Source organism: Novipirellula artificiosorum, assembly GCF_007860135.1.
Taxonomy (GTDB): domain Bacteria; phylum Planctomycetota; class Planctomycetia; order Pirellulales; family Pirellulaceae; genus Novipirellula_A; species Novipirellula_A artificiosorum.
On sequence record NZ_SJPV01000017.1, the window covers coordinates 122,525 to 141,320 of the forward strand.

General features: G+C 56.5%; 12 protein-coding genes. 3 read left to right on the plus strand and 9 right to left on the minus strand.

Translation table 11 applies throughout. The features are described 5' to 3' along the window. On the minus strand, positions 1–944 hold a 944-nt coding region (locus tag Poly41_RS34525; RefSeq protein ID WP_197231809.1), incomplete at its 3' end, for a hypothetical protein. A gap of 777 nt (positions 945–1,721) precedes the next feature. On the opposite strand from Poly41_RS34525, the gene Poly41_RS29600 reads away from it, so the two are divergent. Together Poly41_RS29600 and Poly41_RS29605 are read left to right on the plus strand one after the other, a co-directional pair. Next, on the plus strand, positions 1,722–2,099 hold the full coding sequence (locus tag Poly41_RS29600; RefSeq protein WP_146530985.1) for an RDD family protein: 378 nt from the start codon (positions 1,722–1,724) through the stop codon (positions 2,097–2,099). 686 nt (positions 2,100–2,785) lie between these two features. Next, on the plus strand, positions 2,786–5,140 hold the full coding sequence (locus Poly41_RS29605; protein ID WP_146530986.1) for a HEAT repeat domain-containing protein: 2,355 nt from the start codon (positions 2,786–2,788) through the stop codon (positions 5,138–5,140). Between the two features lie 1,270 nt (positions 5,141–6,410). Here Poly41_RS29605 and Poly41_RS29610 read toward each other — a convergent pair. The 8 genes from Poly41_RS29610 to Poly41_RS29645 form a co-directional block, all read right to left on the minus strand. After that, complete coding sequence (locus Poly41_RS29610; RefSeq protein WP_197231811.1) at positions 6,411–6,842, minus strand: L-rhamnose mutarotase; 432 nt, start codon at positions 6,840–6,842, stop codon at positions 6,411–6,413. Continuing rightward, the gene (locus Poly41_RS29615) at positions 6,839–8,470 is read right to left on the minus strand and encodes an alpha-L-fucosidase (protein WP_197231813.1); all 1,632 of its coding nucleotides are present in this window, start codon (positions 8,468–8,470) and stop codon (positions 6,839–6,841) included. Before Poly41_RS29615 ends, Poly41_RS29610 begins: the two co-directional genes overlap by 4 nt. A 196-nt stretch (positions 8,471–8,666) precedes the next feature. After that, on the minus strand, positions 8,667–10,502 hold the full coding sequence (locus Poly41_RS29620) for an arylsulfatase (RefSeq protein WP_231616051.1): 1,836 nt from the start codon (positions 10,500–10,502) through the stop codon (positions 8,667–8,669). 43 nt (positions 10,503–10,545) lie between these two features. Continuing rightward, complete coding sequence (locus Poly41_RS29625; protein WP_146530988.1) at positions 10,546–12,069, minus strand: sulfatase family protein; 1,524 nt, start codon at positions 12,067–12,069, stop codon at positions 10,546–10,548. Between the two features lie 30 nt (positions 12,070–12,099). Then, the gene (locus tag Poly41_RS29630; protein ID WP_231616052.1) at positions 12,100–13,833 is read right to left on the minus strand and encodes a sodium:solute symporter; all 1,734 of its coding nucleotides are present in this window, start codon (positions 13,831–13,833) and stop codon (positions 12,100–12,102) included. Further along, a complete protein-coding gene (locus Poly41_RS29635) occupies positions 13,834–16,167 on the minus strand; it encodes a glycoside hydrolase family 95 protein (RefSeq protein WP_146530989.1) in 2,334 nt (777 codons plus the stop codon). It lies immediately after the preceding gene. A gap of 38 nt (positions 16,168–16,205) precedes the next feature. Continuing rightward, entirely contained in the window at positions 16,206–17,429 is a 1,224-nt protein-coding gene (locus tag Poly41_RS29640) for an enolase C-terminal domain-like protein (protein WP_146530990.1), read from the minus strand. After that, positions 17,426–18,235: an SDR family NAD(P)-dependent oxidoreductase gene (locus Poly41_RS29645; RefSeq protein WP_197231816.1), complete on the minus strand. Its 810-nt coding sequence runs from the start codon at positions 18,233–18,235 to the stop codon at positions 17,426–17,428. The genes Poly41_RS29640 and Poly41_RS29645 overlap by 4 nt, the downstream gene beginning before the upstream one ends. Before the next feature lie 130 nt (positions 18,236–18,365). On the opposite strand from Poly41_RS29645, the gene Poly41_RS29650 reads away from it, so the two are divergent. After that, on the plus strand, positions 18,366–18,737 hold the full coding sequence (locus Poly41_RS29650) for a hypothetical protein (RefSeq protein WP_146530991.1): 372 nt from the start codon (positions 18,366–18,368) through the stop codon (positions 18,735–18,737). The last annotated feature ends 59 nt before the right edge of the window (positions 18,738–18,796 follow it).

Sequence of the window (18,796 nt, forward strand, 5' to 3'; positions counted from 1 at the left end):
GGGGAAGATCGACCGATAAAACAAATGGGCGTCAAACTAAAGGACCGAAGCCAAGATCTTGACGTCGTGTCTGAACGAACCGAAAAGGTGCAACATGAAGCATAGTCCTTCAAGTTCGGGCTTCGCGGTGGTAACCGAACTGGCTTCACGCCTTCGTTGCGTAGGAAGTCTCGAAACGCCTTACTGAATGTTGCATCGCGGTCCATGATTATGTACCTTTTGTCCTTGAGAAAACCATCCTCGTAGTTGGTCAACTCGCTGGCAATTGTCTTCATCCACGCCTCGTTCGGATTCGTGGTGCAGCCCGCGAAGTTGACACGGCGAGTCTTCAGTTCCATAACAAAGAGCAGATAGAAGGTCGTTAGCCCCGTCTTCGTCCAGACCTCTACAGTCGTGAAGTCGATGGATGCCATCACGTCCCAGTGTGCCTTCAGGAATGTCTCCCATGATCCTGTGCGTTTGCGGTCCGGCGCCGGCTCAATGCCGTGCGATTTGAGGATGTTGGCAATGGTGGAGTCGCAGATGTTGTAGCCGAGGTTCGACAACGCACCGCTGATACGGTCGTACCCCCAGGTCGGGTTCTCTTTCGCGAACTTCACGGTCAAATCAACGATCACTTGGCGCACCCTTGGCCGGCCATGTTTCTTCTCTTTGCGATCCGAGTAGTCCCACTTATTGGCAACCAATTGTCGATGCCATCGCAGGATTGTGTCCGGTGTGAACAAGGTGCCGATTTGGGAGAGCTGCTTTCGGCCTAGAATCTTGCCTTTGACGGCCGAGCGGCGTCGTTGATCATCGGTCAGCAAGATTCGCTTCTTGCCGAACTTCTCTTTAAGAACGGCATTTTCGGTGCGAAGGTACTCAATGACTTCTTGTTGTTGTCGATTGACCCAACTGGCCAGGATTACAGCGAATAACTGCCACGGCTGAAGAATGAATTTCATTGGCGTCTCGGTAGTCCGGCAAATCCGAGACGATCATTGGTGTGAGGCGGAATGTAAAGCTGTGCCGGTGAGCTTACGACGGATCGGAGTGTGCGTTCGTTCTGATGAAAACGATTGCGGGAACCTTGGCGTCGTCGAAATACATGTCACCTCGGCCGAGATCCGTCGATGTCCATTGATTGAAAGTCCAGCTTTTCCGGTGTCGAATGATCGGCTGAGCTTTTTGACCGGACGGGCGGGGGATGAAATCGAAGCACGCCGCGAAATAGAAGTGACCCGGCGTCGGCCAGGTATGACACTTATGAGAGAGAAAATCCCATTCTTGGGATTGGATCGCCGCGACGGATCGCGATTGGGAGAATTCAGGATTTGCTTCCTTTCCCCAAATTGGAGAGTCCACACACATCCGATTCGGTCCGCGCCGCCGGTGCGGCTTTGATGGTCTATTTCGGCGATCGCGTAGCCGACTTCGAGTGTCTTGATCGAGCTACCGGTCGATGAATCCGGAGCACTTTCGGTGATGGCCGTTTCGGCGCGTCGGTGCAGGAATTCTGACGACACCGACGCGTGTTTCACCCCGACCGAACTCTGTTCGGTCGATGCAACCGACGTCTCGAAAGAATGGATGGCGAGGCTTGTTAACGGCAAGTTACGATCCCTTGCGATGTAGGAGACATGGGGAAATGCACCTGTTGCGATCCGCGAGAAAACACGTGTGGACAATCTTCGCGACGTAGTTGTGCGTGAGGCGATCGCATATCTTCCGCATCCATTGGCATGTATGTCATCGGAGTGGCGCGAAACGGAAGCTCGTCAGGCAAGCGAATGCTGGGCTTGCGGGTCGTGGGAGAAAGCGGTGGAAAAGTCGGCAACGGACGAGTTTCGATACGATTCGCGGTCGCTTATCCGTTGTGGGTGCTCACTGCATTACGTTTTTTGTACCACGCCAGTATTTCTGGCAGCGTCTTTCCCTTCGAGCAGCACGCGATAGTCGCTTGCTGTGTCATCCAGACATGCGTCACAATCGCGTCGCTCGTCATGATGTGGACACGAGCGGATCGAAAAACGCTTCACGACTTGGCCGCAGGAACGATCGTGATTCGTGACGAGAGCGACGGTCTCTATCGTCGGAGACGAATGAAAGTCAGGAAATAATAGCAACAGCAAGTTGAGGCCATTGGACTGGAAACCACTATCATCGCCGAAAAAACTATAAACGAAGAGCTGGGTGGCATGAACCCAAGTGAAACGAACCACAGAATCCCTGGGAGTGCAGACATCGCAAGTGCTAGAAAAAGTCGCCGTCCTTTGACGAGAGCACAAGTCACACCGCCAAGAATGCCTCCAGGGATACTTAACATGGGAACGATAAAGATTGCAAGTGCCGAGTTTGGATCCGGTGATCTATCCCAGGAAATGCCTCTGCTCTCCATGAGGGCAAGCAACAAGAATACCGAGACGACGGTGGAAAGCAGAGCGCCAAGGACAATACCGACCAACACACCAGCGCCGCGACGGAGGAATCCTACCGGCGGAATCTCGCCGGAAGACGTTTGCATCTCAGGCGACGTATCGTTCGATTGATCGGGATGAAGTTCGTTACCCACGTTGATGTTCCGCCTGAACCTGAATTTGAGAATGAACGAAAGATAATTTCAAAAAGGGGTCATTGGCCTTCATGTTAGAGCGTCGCAACCCCTAGCTGATGACGCGAAACTTTGTGAATTCGTCGAGAAAAGATCCTTTGCTTACTTTGGCGCATCACGCATGAAAAAACAGGCTCTTCACTTATACTTCAAAAATCGATCGACGCTAATTCATCAAAGCATCGCAGGTTCATTATGAAACTAAAACTCGTCATCCCTGTGTTCCTTGTCGGACTGTTTGCTGTTGGTTTGGCCTACGAGGTGGCCCAACGGCGTGACGGTATTGAGCAAGATGCAACCGATGTATTGGTAACGAACGACGTAGAGCGTGAATTGAAACGGTATCTCAACGGCCTGGAATCTGATTCCCCGATCTTTCAACGATACGGCAAGTTCGTTGCCTTAAAAGGCGCGGGACATCAGCGTGGAACCGGGTTCAAGATTGGCGGATACCTGTCGATTACGCGCATAGCAGTATTTGAAAAAGCCGAAGTTCGATGCCCGCTGAGGATCTACGCTCGAGGACCGCTATCCGTCCGCCCCCGAATGATGCCGACCAAAGAGTGGATGGACAAAAACCTTCATGCTTCCGTCGAAAAGTCAGGAAACGAATTTATTGTAAAAGCACCGGGCATGACGACTGCCACGTCACTGGAGATCAGCGCAACACACCCGAAATTCTTTTCTAGCACTTCTGATCGGCGTCGCGCAGAGCAAATGGAGGAATCAGTCAACAAAGCGATTGCCATTTTGGAAAAAGGGGTCACCCAAGAGCAACCACAACAACAAAATTCTGCGCGAGAGTGGTTCCAGTCTCAAAAGCAAACCGCGCCAGTCGACATATTCTTGAGCAAAGCGTTTGAGCATCAGGATCTTAAAGTTCAAATGGAAGCGGCGAAGTTGCTGTCACTTCCTAGCCCCGGCTACGGAAAAGTCTCTCACGCCGACTCCACGATCGCATTCTTATTGGATGTCATCGCGGATAGCGAACAAGACGATGTCCTTCGCAAAACAATCGTTTCGGCATTGATGCTGAACTATGAAAACCAGCGAAAGTTGCTGTATACAAGGCTGCGTGACATGGGGAACGACGCACACATTTTCATCCCGGTGCTTGCATCATCATTGAACGCAAAAAAGGCCCGGCACATGTCAAAAGGTGGCGCTTTTGATGCGCCGATTGGAGCGGTCGAGTTGCTGGGAGAATGGGGGCCGGCCGCGAAAGACGCCGTGCCCGCTTTGGCAACGACGGTGGAGACTCATCCCAATCAGTGGGACATGGCGCCGGCCGCAGCAAAGGCTCTTGGGGAGATCGGGCCTGCAGCAGAAGCAGCCATTGGGGCATTGATCCGCGCGAGTGGTTCATCACACGCCAACGTCCGCGCCGCCGCGACCGCCGCACTGGAAAAAGTTCACACAGGCGGTGAGCTACCTAAGAATTACGACGTGTCCGCAGAAGGTCCGATCGAAAAACTCGGTTTCAACTTTATGCCCAAGCCGCGCCACACATTTTGGCTCGGTGAAACAGGGGATCGGATCTGGTCGATCGTCAACGACAAAACCACATCCGGGTTGTGGGAAATCGATTTTGAAGATCGTGTGTACCGCCAATCAGTGGCATTCAACTTGGATGGTTTGGTTGATGTCTATCCAACCAGCAACACCATCAACTTGCTGCGAGTGACGAAATCAGAGATTGGATACCAGGTCATCGTTGACCGGTGGTCGCGAGAATCACGCAGTCTTGTGACAAGCATCGAACTGGCTGACATTCCAAAGCTCTCCGACGGCCAAAGACTAAACTTGCGGAACATCGTCTGGGACGAAGATGCGAAAACAATTGCATTCGTCCAGATTACATCGAAACCGGTCGACGGAAAACCGAACGCATGGAGAGAATTACGCCGTCTTCACCTCTTTGACTTGGCGACCAATCGCAGTTTGATCAACAAAAAGGTAAAGGAATATTTGATGGATCCGATCGCGTTCGGCGATGCAACAAGTGAACTGTATTTCTACGGATATTGCTTTAGCAACAAGAAACATTGCATAGCTTCAATGGACTTGAAATCCAACGACTTCACACCCATCGAGGACACGGAGCTTTCTGGCTACGCAGCCATCGACGTAGAAGGCCATCTGGCGGTTTACCAAGTTCGCGGCAGTAGCAAGATTCCTCTCAAGCTTCTGAACCTTCGCACGAGCAAAGTCATAGCACTTGGAACCACCGATGACGCGGCCCGGCAAAATCGACCTTGGAACATTGCGTTTAAGTTTCTTGGAAATGAAAAGCAGATCGCTGTCGTCACAGATTCATCGATCGATATCTTCGAAACCGAATCAGGGAATGTGATTCGGCAAGTCAATATTTTCAGTCCCAATGGAGGCCCACGTACACTACCCATTATGATTGACGCCACTGGTGATACGCTTGTTCTTCTGGCGTCGAGCACAGGCGGTGCCACTAGCAAAACCGGGCTTTGGGTTCGCCGCGAAAAGATCGGCATGACACCGATCAACGATGCCCCAAATGCTCAGCGACGACGCTAGCCGCGCCCGAAAATGGCCATTCAAAACATGATCGAGACGTGTCCGTAGCCGGTTCGGTGGTTTTCTGAGCAGAGAGCGGACGTATGCATGATTGAGTAACGCGGTTTGTTTTCGCTTCCATCGTGACTCGTCATGATCGATCAACTGTGAATGCGTTTGAAGAAATCGGTGACCCGGAACGGCGAGACAACCAGGATCACATCAAGAAATGGAGCCGGGGCATGATTCAGATATTCAGGAACGTGCTAGTCGATTTATCCCGAAGTTCTGGACCAGGTTCAGGCTCCATACTCTTGCTGCCGATGAATCACGAACTCGACAGCGAAAGTCAATGACATTAACCATGTCTGTCGAGTACTCCGGCATATTAGCGTGACCCGCCGTATCGGTGGTAGCTTTGATTGATCGGGCGTTCCAACGCCATTACACCTCGTGCCAAGTAAGTTTAGAGGCAAACAGAAGGCGTGGTTTAAGTCTACATTTGCATTCAAGGAATGCATGGAATGAAAATAATTGCGATCTTTCTTTGTTTGCTTTCAGTCGTGTTTGGCCTTTTTTTCATTTTTGCCGGCATCCTATTGCTTGGATTGCCGCTCAATGACCGAGGCGAATGGGTCTCCTTGTTTTTGTTCTTTCTGGGTGCCCTCTTGTTTTCCGATGCTGCTCTGATCCAAATTTTGACTAGGCGACTGAACAACAAATGACCGTGAACCGCATTCCAGCCTCCACATGCGCCCCGAAGTCAGCCGGGAATTTGTGCCGCTGTATCCTGGTAGCATGCCTGAGGTCAAGCAGCCAGCATTTACGCAAGTCACCGCTAACTTGCGGCGGTTGGACCAACCTCAGCATCTTAGGCGATCCCAGAACTGCAGGCGGTGTCGGCCACCGGTGCGCGCTGGCGAAGTGGTGAAACTCGCGTCGTCTGCAGCACCGACATCATTTTGGAGATCTCAAGTCTGGAGTCGGTTTGTCCAACCTCCGCGTCGAGGCGAGTGATCGAGACGACCTGCTTACGGCGACTTGCAGGGCTTTAGCGTCTGCCGCTGGGCCCGCGTCGCTATCCTGATTACCAGCGATCCGAGTGTTTCAAATCGGACGGTCGCGAGTTCCCAACGGAGGCGACGCGAGAGTTTTGTTGTTGCGCGATCCTGAACGCCTTTTGTTCGCTTGGTACACAGACTTAGTTGAGGACGAGGCCGACAACCGGTCCAATTCCTCGTTCATACCCTGCGCAGTTAGATGAACGTTGCTAGGGCGAGTGTCAGGCGTTTCATGGCTGTTGAAGGTAGAAGACTTCCTGGGTATCGGACCACATGCCGCCCTCGGCGGCGGCGTCAGGGAGCGGAAGCTGGCAGGGATCGGTTTCCTTCCACCAGCGCTGGGTCTCGGGGTCGGCCGCCATCTTTTTCATGTCGCTCTCGAAGTCGTCGCCGATGTACTCGAGGTAGGAGAACAGATAAAGCTTTCCGTCGATCTCGCGCTTGTGAATCGAATAGCTACGAATGTTGCAATTGCGGATCATCCTGCTGACTCCCGGCCACGGGTCGGCGTGCAGCTTCTCGTAGTAATCCGCCTTCTCGGGCTTGAGCCCGGTGACCCAGCAATAGCGTTCCGGTGGCTTTGTCTCGTTGGAGCAACCGGAAAGCAAGAGGAGTGTCGTGAGGGCGACGAATGAGAGTCGATGTTGCTTGCCGGTCATCATCGGAGCTTGCTGACTCTTAAAACGCGCACTTCCGAGATGTTCGGACCATCCATTGCACTGGAGATCTCTAATCGGATCGCGGTGGCTTTCACGGGATCAAACTCGGCACGGAACTTGCCCAGCTTTTCGCCCTCCGCGACCGTCACCCATTGGGTTCCGCTCTTCACTTTGAGGGAAAACTTCACGACCCGGCCGGCATACTCGGGGGTCTCGTCTATCTCGATTCCGCGAATCGGGGCTGGTTTCGCGAGCTGTGCTTGGAGCCAGCATTCGCGGGTTCCCGCGTCAACTGCCCAGCGGGTACTTGGGTTGCCGTCGAAGGCCTTCCCGGGTCCATAACGCCCGTGGTCCTCCCGAAAAACATGGGACGCGGTCGCCGGGCCGAATTCCTTCGGCGCCTCGATCGCCACCAAGTCCATGACCGGGCGGTCGAGGGTAATTCTCACTACGGTATCAATCGGCTGTCGCGCGGCATCGGGCAGAGACACCAACCAGGAGTCATTCCGCGTTTGGATAGTCACCTCTTCACCACCGATGATCTCGGCATTGACGATCTTGCAGGGCAAGGCGGGCAGTTCGATTGGATCCGGCGCCTCCGGGAGCACATGCAGGTACATCGTGTTTCCCTTGCGGGTGGTGACAAATCCCGGCCCGGGTTTAATTGGCCCGCCGCGCGTGCCGTAGATGCTCTCACCGTGTTTCTCAAGCCATTTGCCCATTTCCTTGAGCCGCTCGACCTGTCGCATTTCGATTCGCCCGTCCGGCATCGGTCCCACGTTGAAGAGCAGGTTGCCGTTTCCGCCTGCGCAGGTCACCAGCGTCCGAATGCATTCTTGGAGCGATTTCATTTTGTCATCCGGTTTCCACGCCCATTGGCGGCAGATCGTCATGCAGGTCTCCCACGGCCTGTCGTCTTGATAGGCGCCGATGCGTTGCTCCGGGGTGTCGTAGTCGCCAACGGCACGTTGTTGGCTGAATTTTTTCGTGCGTCCCGGCTCTGCATAAATGCGATTGTTGAACAGAATGCCCGGCTGCATGTCACGCAGATTGGTTGCCATCGGAATTCCCAGATCGGCGCCATATGATTGCGGCACGTCGAACCAGATCGTCAGCAGGGGACCATACTTGGTCACCAGTTCGGTGGTCTGCTGCTGTAGGTAGGCACCGTACGCTTCGAGATCCGGGTTGGGCTTCTCCATCCTGCCTCCGGGACTGCCAAGGGGAAACGCGGGATGGTACCAATCACAGGAGGAGTAGTAGGTTCCGAATGCGATCCCTTCCTTGCGGCAGGCTTCGCTGAGTTCCTTCACCACGTCCCGCCCAAAAGGCGTGGACATGATGTCGTATTCGGTGGCCGCGCTGTCCCATAGACAAAAGCCATCGTGATGCTTGGTGGTGAGCACGAGGTATTTCATTCCGGCGGCTTTGGCAACTCGCGCCCACTCGGCCGCATCAAAGTTGACCGGATTGAATTGCTTGTAAAGTGCGTCGTATTCTTCGATCGGCACCTCCCGTCCACGCGACCAGCCGATCTCCGTGCCTTTGAGACTCACCGGGCCCCAATGGACGAACATACCGAACCGCATGTCCTGCCAGTTGGCAATCGCTTCTGGAGGGGCGACGGACACGGAAGGCGGTTCTTGGTCTTGGGCGAGTAGTGGAAGGCACCCGATGACTGATGCGAGTAGCGTGAGTAGAAATCGTTTCATTGTTTTTTGACTTTTCGTCGGAGTAACGGAAGATCAGTGGAGAGCGGTTATGATTCCGAATCGAGAGCGAGAAGATGGCAGTGAGCACGGGGCTCGGTCAGCCGTGTTGGACGGTTCATCGATCCAGCCTGCGGCAATAGATGTAGTAGGCGCCCGCCAGAACCTCATGATCGCTGTCGAGTAGTTCGGCGGTGACTTCGTATTCTTTTTCGTTTAGCGGGATATCGATAGTGATATGGGATTCCTGTTCATGCGCCGGCTGCACCCATTGCTTGTCGCCGACCTGCAGTCTCACTGCGGCCACCGGCATGGCCTTGAAAGGGACGGGATTGTTTCGACTGTAAAGAAGGGTCGCTTTCCCTCCTAAAGAATCCCAGGCGTCAATGGACTTCGAGATTTCTGGAATGCCGGTGATGGGCGCGTTAACTTCCTTCGGCCAGCGTCTGATCTCGAAACGGTAGGTTCCCGCCTTCGCCGCCTCGATGTGCCATGATCCCGAAAGAGACGCGCCGCTTGAGGTTGCGGCATGGTTCCATGGCACTGTCTCCGCATACCAGTCCATGGACTGCAGGTAGGTCTCGGGATCCCGTTCGTGACCGACGACAAAAACAACTCGATCACGGTCGCCGGGAGAGACATGTTGCCAGTAGGTATCGAAATCTCGATTCAGCTTTGCGGCGACCTTCGGATGAGCCGAAAAGACATTGCGGTTCTGGCCGGGGTCAGCCTGGATGTCATACAGCTCGGTTCCATTGACCAGGCGCCACCGCTTGGTCATAGCCGTCGCTCCACGCCACTTTTGTGGCTCAAAGGTCCGTTGGACCTCGACGCAGAGCGTTCGTTCAGGCAACCGCTTCTCCGGTTGATAAAGTTGGTTTTTGAAACTGCGTCCATCGAAGTCAGCTTGCGCGGGCAGTTTCAAGTCGAGCAGATCGATCAGCGTCGGGAGGACATCGAAGTGAGCGGTCAAATCGGCGACATCCCGGCCGTGGCGAAGCTTCCCCTTCTTCCAATGCACAAAAAACGGCGTCCGGTGCCCGCCCTCATAAGGACTGCCCTTCTTGCCCTTCATCCCTGCGTTGAAGAATGGAACGCCCGCGGTCCCGCCGTTGTCCGTCATGAAGATCAGGGTGGTGTTCTCGGCCAGTCCCTCTTCCTGCAATGCCTTTCGCAGCCGGCCAAGGCTTTGATCGACGCGTTCGATGGCCGCGAAGAAATAGGCCACTTTGGGATCGACCGTGGGCATGTACTTGTCCGCCCATCCCCGATCCGCAAGCGTATGCGGGGAGTGGGGAACGTAAGTGCTCAGATAGACAAAGAACGGCTGCCCGTCGTGGTCTTGATCCCGGATGTAATCGATCGCCGCATCACAGAAGACGTCGGGAGCGTAACCGGGTCGAAATTCAAATTCTCCATTGTGCAGGTAATGATCGTTTACCCGGTCGTTGGCGAAGTAGTCGTCGGTCGTGCCAGTTCCCCCGTCTCCCTGCCCCAACCATTCATCAAACCCGCGGTCGATGGGCCGGTAAGGGTAATTCGATCCCAGGTGCCACTTGCCGAACATTCCGGTGCGGTACCCGGATGCTTTGAACACATCGGCCATCGTCATTTCGTTTGCTCGCAAGTGGTTCCCTCCCGCGATGGTGTGCCACACCTTGGCGCGGTGGGAGTACTTCCCTGACATGAGTGCGCCGCGGGTCGGCGAGCAAGTGGGATCGACATGAAAGTTGGTAAAACGAACGGACTCCGCATGCAGTTGGTCCATGTTCGGTGTCCGGATCAATGGATTTCCATGAGCACCGATGTCACCATAGCCTTGATCATCCGTGATGATCAGAATCACATTGGGCTTCTCCTGTGGGGCGGCATTGAGAGATCCGCATGGAAACACTGCCAAGAGACAAAGTCCCATGAGGGGAGCCATCGACAAGTGGTGGTCTGAATCGGTCATGTTCATCTGTGGTTTTTGGGCTTCGGATTTCATTCGCGCGGCGCTAGATGTCCCTCTCCCATGGAAGACCTTGCCACCATTGGGCGCCCGCGTGGTTGGGCTGTTTCGGCCCCGGAGTCGAACGCCCTTCTTCGATGACCTGTCGAAGGTCCGCCGTCAGTTGCTGCACGATGTCGGGGTGATCCGCCTGAAGATTGACAGACTCCTTCGGGTCATCGTGCAGGTTAAAGAGTTGGACGGACGGGAGTCCCTGCTTGGCGGCCTCAGGCTCGCGCGGTGGACTCCAACCGCCTGAGCCACGACAAAGAAGCAGCTTCCATTGGCCTTTGCGTATTGCAAAGTGCCCTGAGACGGAGTGATGGATGACAAGATCATGCAGCGGTTCGGAAACCCGCTTGCCCTGCAATACGGGAAGCAGGCTAACGCTGTCTTCCGCGGCATCGGCTGGCAATTCGTGTCTGAGGACGTCCGCGCAGGTCGCCATGATATCCGCCAAAGTGACGATCTCTTCGCTGTGGGAGCCAGGCTCAATCTGGCCAGGCCAACGGACGACAAAGGGAACGCGATGCCCACCCTCATACGCATCCGCCTTCCATCCTCGCCAATTCGCAGTCAGATGGACGCCAGCGGCGTCGAGTTCGGCAAAGTTACACTTCGGCGACGTTCCATTGTCGCAGGTGAAGATCACGAGTGTGTTGTCGGCCTGTTCCGTCTCCTTCAGCGCACGCAACATTTCACCGACGGCGTTGTCTGTCTGAAGAAGGAAGTCGGCGTACTCGCTGATCTTCGATGTTCCGCGGAAGCTCTCGTGGGGCGCGATGGGCGTGTGAGGTGAAGGCATGGGGGCGTAAAGAAAGAACGGACGCGCACGCCCGGCGTGGTCGCGAATGTACTGCGACCATCGACTCGAGTATTCGGCCAGGACGGCGCGAAAGTCCCATTCCGCGACGGAGGGACCGGCGGAAACACCGACCATCGCCCCCGCTTTCATTTGGGTCGTGATGTCACCCAGAACGCGGTCGTTCTCTCGCCAGGCATAGGGGGGCCAATTGGGTACGTCGTCACCGAAGTAGCTGTCAAAGCCGTGATCGTTCGGACCTCCCTTCACGGGTGCGGTAAAGTCGATCTGGTCGAGCTTCTCGGTTGCTCCGCCGCCTTGCTTTGGCCACTGCCAGCCAAGATGCCATTTTCCGATGCAGGCGGTGTCATATTCGTGCTCGCGGAACATCTCGGGCAAGGTGAGTCGCCGATCTTCGATGAGTGGCCGTTCCCACTTCCCCACGATTCCGCGTTTGAGTCGAGAGCGCCAGTTGTAACGGCCGGTCAAGACGCTGTATCGCGTGGGCGTGCACACGGCGGACGTCGAGTGCGCATCGGTGAACGACATTCCTTCTCGCACCAATTGATCAATCGCGGGTGTTTCCATCCCCAGCTTCTCGTTCAGAGCAGAGACCGAATCGATGCCCATGTCGTCCGCGAGGATCACGATCACGTTGGGACGAACGGGATCTGCGGCTGGCAGACCTGCCGTGAGCGACAGCCATGTCAGAAAGATGATGTATTTCATGAAGGTATTTCCTAGTATGCCTGGCTTGGTTTAACGGAAGATCCAGTAGAGGACGGCCATGATGGCGCCCAGGGCGAGGGACAGAAACTTATAGTTACCCAGACCGGGCCAGCCGGGGGCGCGCAGCGGCTGGAGGGGAGAGTTCCAGCACAGGGCTTGGCTGTCCGCCGGTACGGGTTTGCCGCTGAACAAAGTCAACACGACCTGGACGATGACGCAGTACACGAACAGGTAAAAGGCCATCATCATGAAGGGGATGTCCGCGAAGGGCGTATCTATCTCCAGCACGTTGATGGTGTAAATCGCGACTCCGGTAACCGCCCCAATCACCATGGTCCACTGAGCGGAAAAGGCGTTGGCGCGTTTCCAGAACACTCCCAGAGTGAACACGCAGGTCACCGGGGCGGCGATGTGGGCGATGATGTTGTTCAACGCATTGAAGATACTGGGAGCCTTGACCAGAACCGGTACGAGCAAAATCGCTACGACCAAGGCGACCGCCGCAGCTATCCGACCGACGAGAACCAGTTGATGATCCGAAGTGGTGGGACGGAAGCGTTTGAAGAGGTCGAAGGCGGTCAAGGTGGAGATGGAGTTCAGGGCGCCCGAAACAGTGGACATCAGCGCCGCAAGGAGCGCCGCGATGACGATGCCCTTGACTCCGACGGGTAGGAGTTGGGTGATCATGGCGGTGTAGATTCCCTTGGAGTCCACCACGCCGTTGCTGTCGGTCAGCGGGCTGAGATCCAGTTTGCCGGTCGAGGCGAGAGTGAAAGCGAGCAGACCGGGCAGGACAAAAATGAACACGGGAATGACTTTGATGAAGCCGGCGAAGAGCGGGCCGACTCGCGCGTGGTTCTCATCCTTCGCTCCGAGCACCCGCTGCACAATGGTCTGGTCGGCGCACCAATACCAGACACCCAACACCGGGTAGCCGAGCAGGATGGCGTACCACGGCATGCCGCTGGGATCGCCATGGGGTCGCAACATGGAGAGCTTGTCCGTGTTCCCGGAACTCTCCAGCGAGGCGACCATGGCCTCCCACCCGCCCATTATATCGTAGGCGATCCAGGTGATGATGGCAGCGCCGGCAATCAGGACGATGGTTTGGATGGCCTCGGTCAGGACGACGGCAAGCAGGCCACCAACGATGGTGTAGAGGGCGGTGAGCGACGCGATGACAATGATCGAGACATAAAGGTCCACGCCAAAGATATCACGGATGACGATGCCGCCCGTCAGGAATGAGAACCCGATGTGGATGACGACGGCGGAGACGAGCGAGAGAACCGCCAGCATGTCCCGGCAGCGGCGGTTGTAGCGCTTTTCGAGGAAGTCCGGCAGCGTTGCGACTCGTGATTTGATGTAGAAGGGTGCGAAGAAGAGCGAGAGCAGAATCAGAGTGAAGGCGGCCATCCATTCGAAATTGCCGTTCAGTAATCCGGTGTCGAATCCGGATTGGGCGAGAGAGACGAGGTGGACACAGGAGATGTTGGTGGCGAAGAGGGCCAAGCCGATCATGGGCCATCTCAAGGTGCCGCCCGCAAGGAAGTAATCGCGGCTCTCTCCGGAAGACGACCTTTTCTTCATCAAGTGGCCGGCGTAGAGCCCGAGGCCAACCACTCCGAGCAAGTAGACGACGATGATGATGGTATCGAGGGGAGCCATACCGCCGATGTCGCCTACGGAACCTTCGCTGACCTGGCCAGACGCGGCGTTCGCAACGACGAAAGTAATGGAGGGAATCGTGGTGCTGACTTGCATCTACTTAATGACAATGCGGGGGTCTTCGTGGACTCGCTTGCCCTGAACGAAGATGGGAAGCAGCGCGCCGGCGCCTTTGGTGATCGTGGCACTGGTGAGGTTTCCATCTTTCCACTGAATGTCGATGGTGTGACCGCCGCGGGCCCGGAGCCCGGTGACGCAGCCATCGGGCCATGCTTCGGGCAGAGCGGGAAGCAGATGGATCAAACCGTCGTGGGACTGGACTAACATCTCGGCCACTCCGGCGGTGGCGCCGAAGTTAGCTTCGATCTGGAAAAGGGGTCGATTTGTACCGAAGACCGAGTTGAAGCCATTGGTGAGGGTTTGAGTACGCAGGATTTCCTGGAGGTGATGCTCGGCCGTGTCGCCATCGCGCAGGCGAGCGTAAATGTTCACGGCCCAAGCACGCGACCAGCCAACGCCCACGGAGCCATGCTTTTCGCGGAAGTCAATCGATTTTTTGGCCGCAATAAGCAACTCGGGAGTTTTCTCTTGGGTGATGCTGATGCCCGGATGAAAACCGTAGAGGTGGCTGAGATGTCGATGCCCCGGATCGGCTTCGTCGCGCGGCCGGTCCCATTCCAACAACCGTCCATCCGGGCCGATGTGTTGACCACTGTCGAGCTTCGGCTGCGCGACTTCGATCTCCGCGATGAAGGAGTCTTCGATACCAAGTTCCCTGGCGGCAGCGAGAGTGTTGGTGAACACTTCGGCGATGATCTGCTGACCCATCGCGGCTTTAACGCAAGTGGCCGCGCGCTTGCCATCTTTGGTGAGGAAGCTGTTCTCGGGTGACGTCTCCGGATAGGAGATCAGCTTGCCATCTTTCTCGACCAGCCAGTCCAGATAGAACCGAGCCTGGCCGGAGAGCAGCGGGTAGCCGATCTCCTGGAGGAATGTCTTATCGCGTGTGTAGTCGTAGTGCGTCCAGACATGCTGGCACATCCAGCCGCCCCCGTGAATCCAACCGCCCCCATAGGCTCGAAAGGACTTCATCACGGTCTGCGCACGAAGGTCAGTGGCGTGGTGTGCCATCCAACCACGCATGCCGTATTGTTCCCTCGCCGTGACTGCGCCATTTCTTGCAAGATGCTGCATCCAACCGAAGACGGGTCGATGGGTCTCGCTAAGATTGGTCACATCCGCGGGCCAATAGTTCATCTGCAGATTGATGTTCAGGTGATAGTCACTGTTCCAGGGGGCCTCCATGCTTGGATTCCAAAGACCTTGCAAGTTGGCCGGGTTGCCGTTGGCGCGGGAGCAGGCGATCAGGAGGTAACGTCCATAATGGAACAGAAGAGCTTCCAGACCGGGGTCGCTGTTCTCTTCGCGCAAGCGGGCGAGACGTTCGTCCGTGGAGAGTTCCGCGAGTTCAGGTGGACACTCCAGATCGAGCCGGCAACGATCGTAAAGCTTTCTGTGATCCTCGGTATGGCGAACGCGGAGGGTGTCAAAGTTCTCTGCCAACGATTGACTGCCATCGGCGGTGAGATCGATCTTGCTGCCGCCAAAGTCCGTCCGCGCCATCAGTTGAAGGTAGACCGCCTCGGCTTCTCTAACCCGCAATCCATCATTGGCGATCCGGATCACGCCGCCAACTGCAACAGCATCGAGTTGAGCGGCAAAGCGCACGCCCTTCATTCCCTTCACTGGCTTGTCCTGTAGCTTGGCATTTTCCTGCGTGACTTGACCCGACATGATGAGAGACTTGGCGTCGTCCGCTTCGTAAGCCCTCACCTCATGAGTCACAACACCCTGATCCAGCGGCCGATCCAGTTGGATGTCAAAATTGAGTTTCTCCGTCCCCTCGGCGGTGAGCTTGATGAACAGGGCTTCGTCTGGGTTTGAGCAAAAGACCTCCTGCGTGAAGGTGGTCGCCCCGCGATGCCAAGTGGTGGTGGCAACGCCTGCTTTCAGATCGAGCTGGCGACGGTAATCGTGATGCGGTCTTCCGTCGTTCTTCCAGTCGAAATAAAGTTCGCCGAGAGTCTGGTGAGAACGGGTGACTCGACCGCGCGAAAAACGCTTGATCAGTTCCTGGTCAGCCTCTTGAAATTTGCCCTCGTCGATCAGCCTGCGCACCTCGGACAGATCAGCTGGCGTGCCGATCGACGATTTGACGTCCTTGAGTTCGCCTGCCCACATGGAGTCTTCGTTGAGCTGGATGCGTTCCCGATCAGGGTCTCCAAATACCATGGCTCCCATGCGACCGTTGCCCACCGGCAGCGCCTCGTTCCAGTCGCTAGCGGGCTGGCGGTACCAGAGCTGGTGGTGCGCGTGGAGGCTGCTGGTCGAAAGGCAGGCAAGTATAAAAAGGATGTACAGTCGGAGCATGTTGATAGCCAGTTGATGTAGAGGATATGGTTGGTGTGTCAGATCAGATCCGCGCCCATGCCAGGCTCCTGTGGGATTTGATAAACACCGTCATCGACACGGCAAGGATGCAGGAAGTGCTCGCTGAGGTGTGGGATGTGCTCGAGCAGAAGCGCCTCATGTCCGAGGGCGATGTGGTTAAAGAGCACCAGGTGCTGGTGGATCTGACCCATATCGCCCACGTGAGGAACGACGGGAATGCCGCGTTTGCGAGCCATCAACGAGACGGCGAGAAACTCGCTGACCCCGGCGACGCGGACGGCGTCCACCTGACAGAACCCGAGAGCCCCTAGCTGCAGGTAGTTCTTGAAGAGGATCCGGTTGGGAACGTGTTCGCCCGCAGCCACCTTCGTGTGCGGAGCATACGCCTTGGCAAGGGAGGCGTGGCCGAGGACATCGTCAGGATGAGTCGGCTCCTCGATCCAGAGGAGGTTGAAGTCTCGCGAACGCTCACCGAACTCGATGGCGCGGGGCATTGACCATTGTTGGTTGCAGTCCACCATGAGCGTGGCATCGCCGCCGGCGCAATCACGGACAATCGCCGTGCGTCGGAGGTCGCTCTCCATGTCGGGCGAGCCGACCTTGAGCTTCATCGCCGTGAATCCGGCGTCGACTGATTTTTGCACGTTTCGCCTGAGCTGTTCATCGGAGTAATTGAACCATCCGATCGAGGTGTCGTAGCCGGGGTAGCCGCGGTCGAGGATGGCATCGCGATCGCCACGCGTGGGCTGATGTTCCCGGATCAGCGCGAGGGCCTCATCGGGGCTCAGCTCGTCTTCGAGGTAGGAGAAGTCGATGGCGGCGACGATCGCTTCGGGTGAGAGATCGAGGAGGAGTTGCCAAAGCGGAACGTCCCGGCGCTTGGCCCATAGATCCCAGCACGCATTGGTCACCGAAGCGAGCGCGAGGTGGGCGACGCCCTTATGGGGACCGAGCCAGCGAAACTGCTGTTCGTTGGAGAGTTCACGTTGAAAGCTTCCGAAACCAGCCATGACCTCTTCGATGTCGCGGCCCTGCAGGCGGCGGGCCAGGAACGCTGCACCCTGACAGACGAGGTCGTTACCCTCTCCGAGCGTGAAGGCGAGGCCAGTACCGCGGATGCCGCAATCATCATCGAGCTGCGTGACGGCGTACGAGTAGCGTGGGTTCCGGTGGATGGCGTCCGATCCGGCTTCGGTGCCGATATCGAAACGGGCGTCGCGGGTGGTGATGCGCGAGATCATGGGCGGGGCGATTGATCCTCCCGCGCAGTTGGACGCGACGCGACGCGGTAGCCGAGTTCGGCGCCTCCGCTGACGTGCATGATGTGACCGGTGATGAAACGAGCTTCGTCGGACAGCAGGAACACCGAGGCATCGGCGATGACGTCGCCTTCAGGACAGTAGCCAAGGGCATGGATGTTATCGAGGTAGTCTTCGATTCCGGTCGGATCCGGTTGAGCGGCGGCCCATTTGTGCAGCATCGGAGTCCACGTTCCCGCCGGGCACACCGCGTTCACCCGGATTTGATAAGGCGCATAGTCCAGCGCCATCGATTTCGTCAGCGTATTCATGCCGCCCTTGCTTGCGGTGTAGGCAGCATGATTCTGCTGCCCGATCACGCCCACCAGGCTGGAGGTGTTGAGGATGCAGCCCTTCGACTTTTTGAGCGCAGCAAAACCGTACCGCGTGGTGTGAAAGACACTCTTGAGGTTGACGTCCACCACCGCATCCCACTCGCTCTCGCTGGTTTCGTGGAGCGGCTTGGCAGGCTCGGCGATCCCGGCGTTGTTGTGGATCGCGTCGAGCCGACCGAAATGGTCGATGACGTGCGCAACGGCGGCCTTGACTTGGTCGCCTTTGGAAACATCGCAGCTCAAGCCGCAGTGTCCCGCGCCGAGCTCCGCAGCCGCCTCCGCAGCTGCCTCACCGTGCCGGGCCAGGATCGCAAGCCTGGCACCTTCTTGAGCGTAGGCCGTCGCACATTCCCGACCGATCCCGGTGGAGCCGCCAGTAAGCAGAATAACTTTGTCGGAGAGCCGCATCGTCATGTTGCCGGTGATCTTCGCACTGCTGGTAGATTGTGAGGTTGCATTTCGATGATTAGTTTACCCGGTGGGAGTATCACGTGCTTGTGATTTATGCTGTCGGTAAATATTGCAACGATGATTGGGAGTCCCAATGTCCGATCTGATTTACAGGAGCGGCGGAGATCGATTCTCGGTCGACCGGTGTCTGCCCCAACGCTCAGCGATTGAGGCGAACAAGGTGGGCTTCCACGGTTTGTCGCACGGGCATTATCCGGGGACCCTGATCCCAGGGGACATGCTGCCTGGAATCGCAAGCATGGGTTTCTTCGATGTGGCCGATGAGCAGGACTGGGGGATGGAGGAGCATCGGAATGAAGGGATCGAAATCTGCTTGCAGGAAACCGGCATGTCGGACCTGACCGTCGATGGCGTACGCCACAGAATGCCTCCCGGAACGAAATGCGATCTATCCGATGGTCAGGCGTTAAAAAAGCTCAACTTGCTAGTTGAGCTTGCCGCCTGACTTTCGGATAGATCGTGCGTTGAGCTTTGTCGCCGCAAGGGGATCCAGTCGGACGGGAC

Bases quoted from the DNA above. Each gene is read 5' to 3' on its own strand.
- Poly41_RS29630 (WP_231616052.1), bottom strand. From the start codon at position 13,833: ATGCAAGTCAGCACCACGATTCCCTCCATTACTTTCGTCGTTGCGAAC.
- Poly41_RS29610 (WP_197231811.1), bottom strand. From the start codon at position 6,842: ATGATGACCGGCAAGCAACATCGACTCTCATTCGTCGCCCTCACGACA.
- Poly41_RS29645 (WP_197231816.1), bottom strand. From the start codon at position 18,235: ATGACGATGCGGCTCTCCGACAAAGTTATTCTGCTTACTGGCGGCTCC.
- Poly41_RS29605 (WP_146530986.1), top strand. From the start codon at position 2,786: ATGAAACTAAAACTCGTCATCCCTGTGTTCCTTGTCGGACTGTTTGCT.
- Poly41_RS29620 (WP_231616051.1), bottom strand. From the start codon at position 10,502: ATGACCGATTCAGACCACCACTTGTCGATGGCTCCCCTCATGGGACTT.
- Poly41_RS29650 (WP_146530991.1), top strand. From the start codon at position 18,366: ATGTCCGATCTGATTTACAGGAGCGGCGGAGATCGATTCTCGGTCGAC.
- Poly41_RS29625 (WP_146530988.1), bottom strand. From the start codon at position 12,069: ATGAAATACATCATCTTTCTGACATGGCTGTCGCTCACGGCAGGTCTG.
- Poly41_RS29635 (WP_146530989.1), bottom strand. From the start codon at position 16,167: ATGCTCCGACTGTACATCCTTTTTATACTTGCCTGCCTTTCGACCAGC.
- Poly41_RS29600 (WP_146530985.1), top strand. From the start codon at position 1,722: ATGTATGTCATCGGAGTGGCGCGAAACGGAAGCTCGTCAGGCAAGCGA.
- Poly41_RS29640 (WP_146530990.1), bottom strand. From the start codon at position 17,429: ATGATCTCGCGCATCACCACCCGCGACGCCCGTTTCGATATCGGCACC.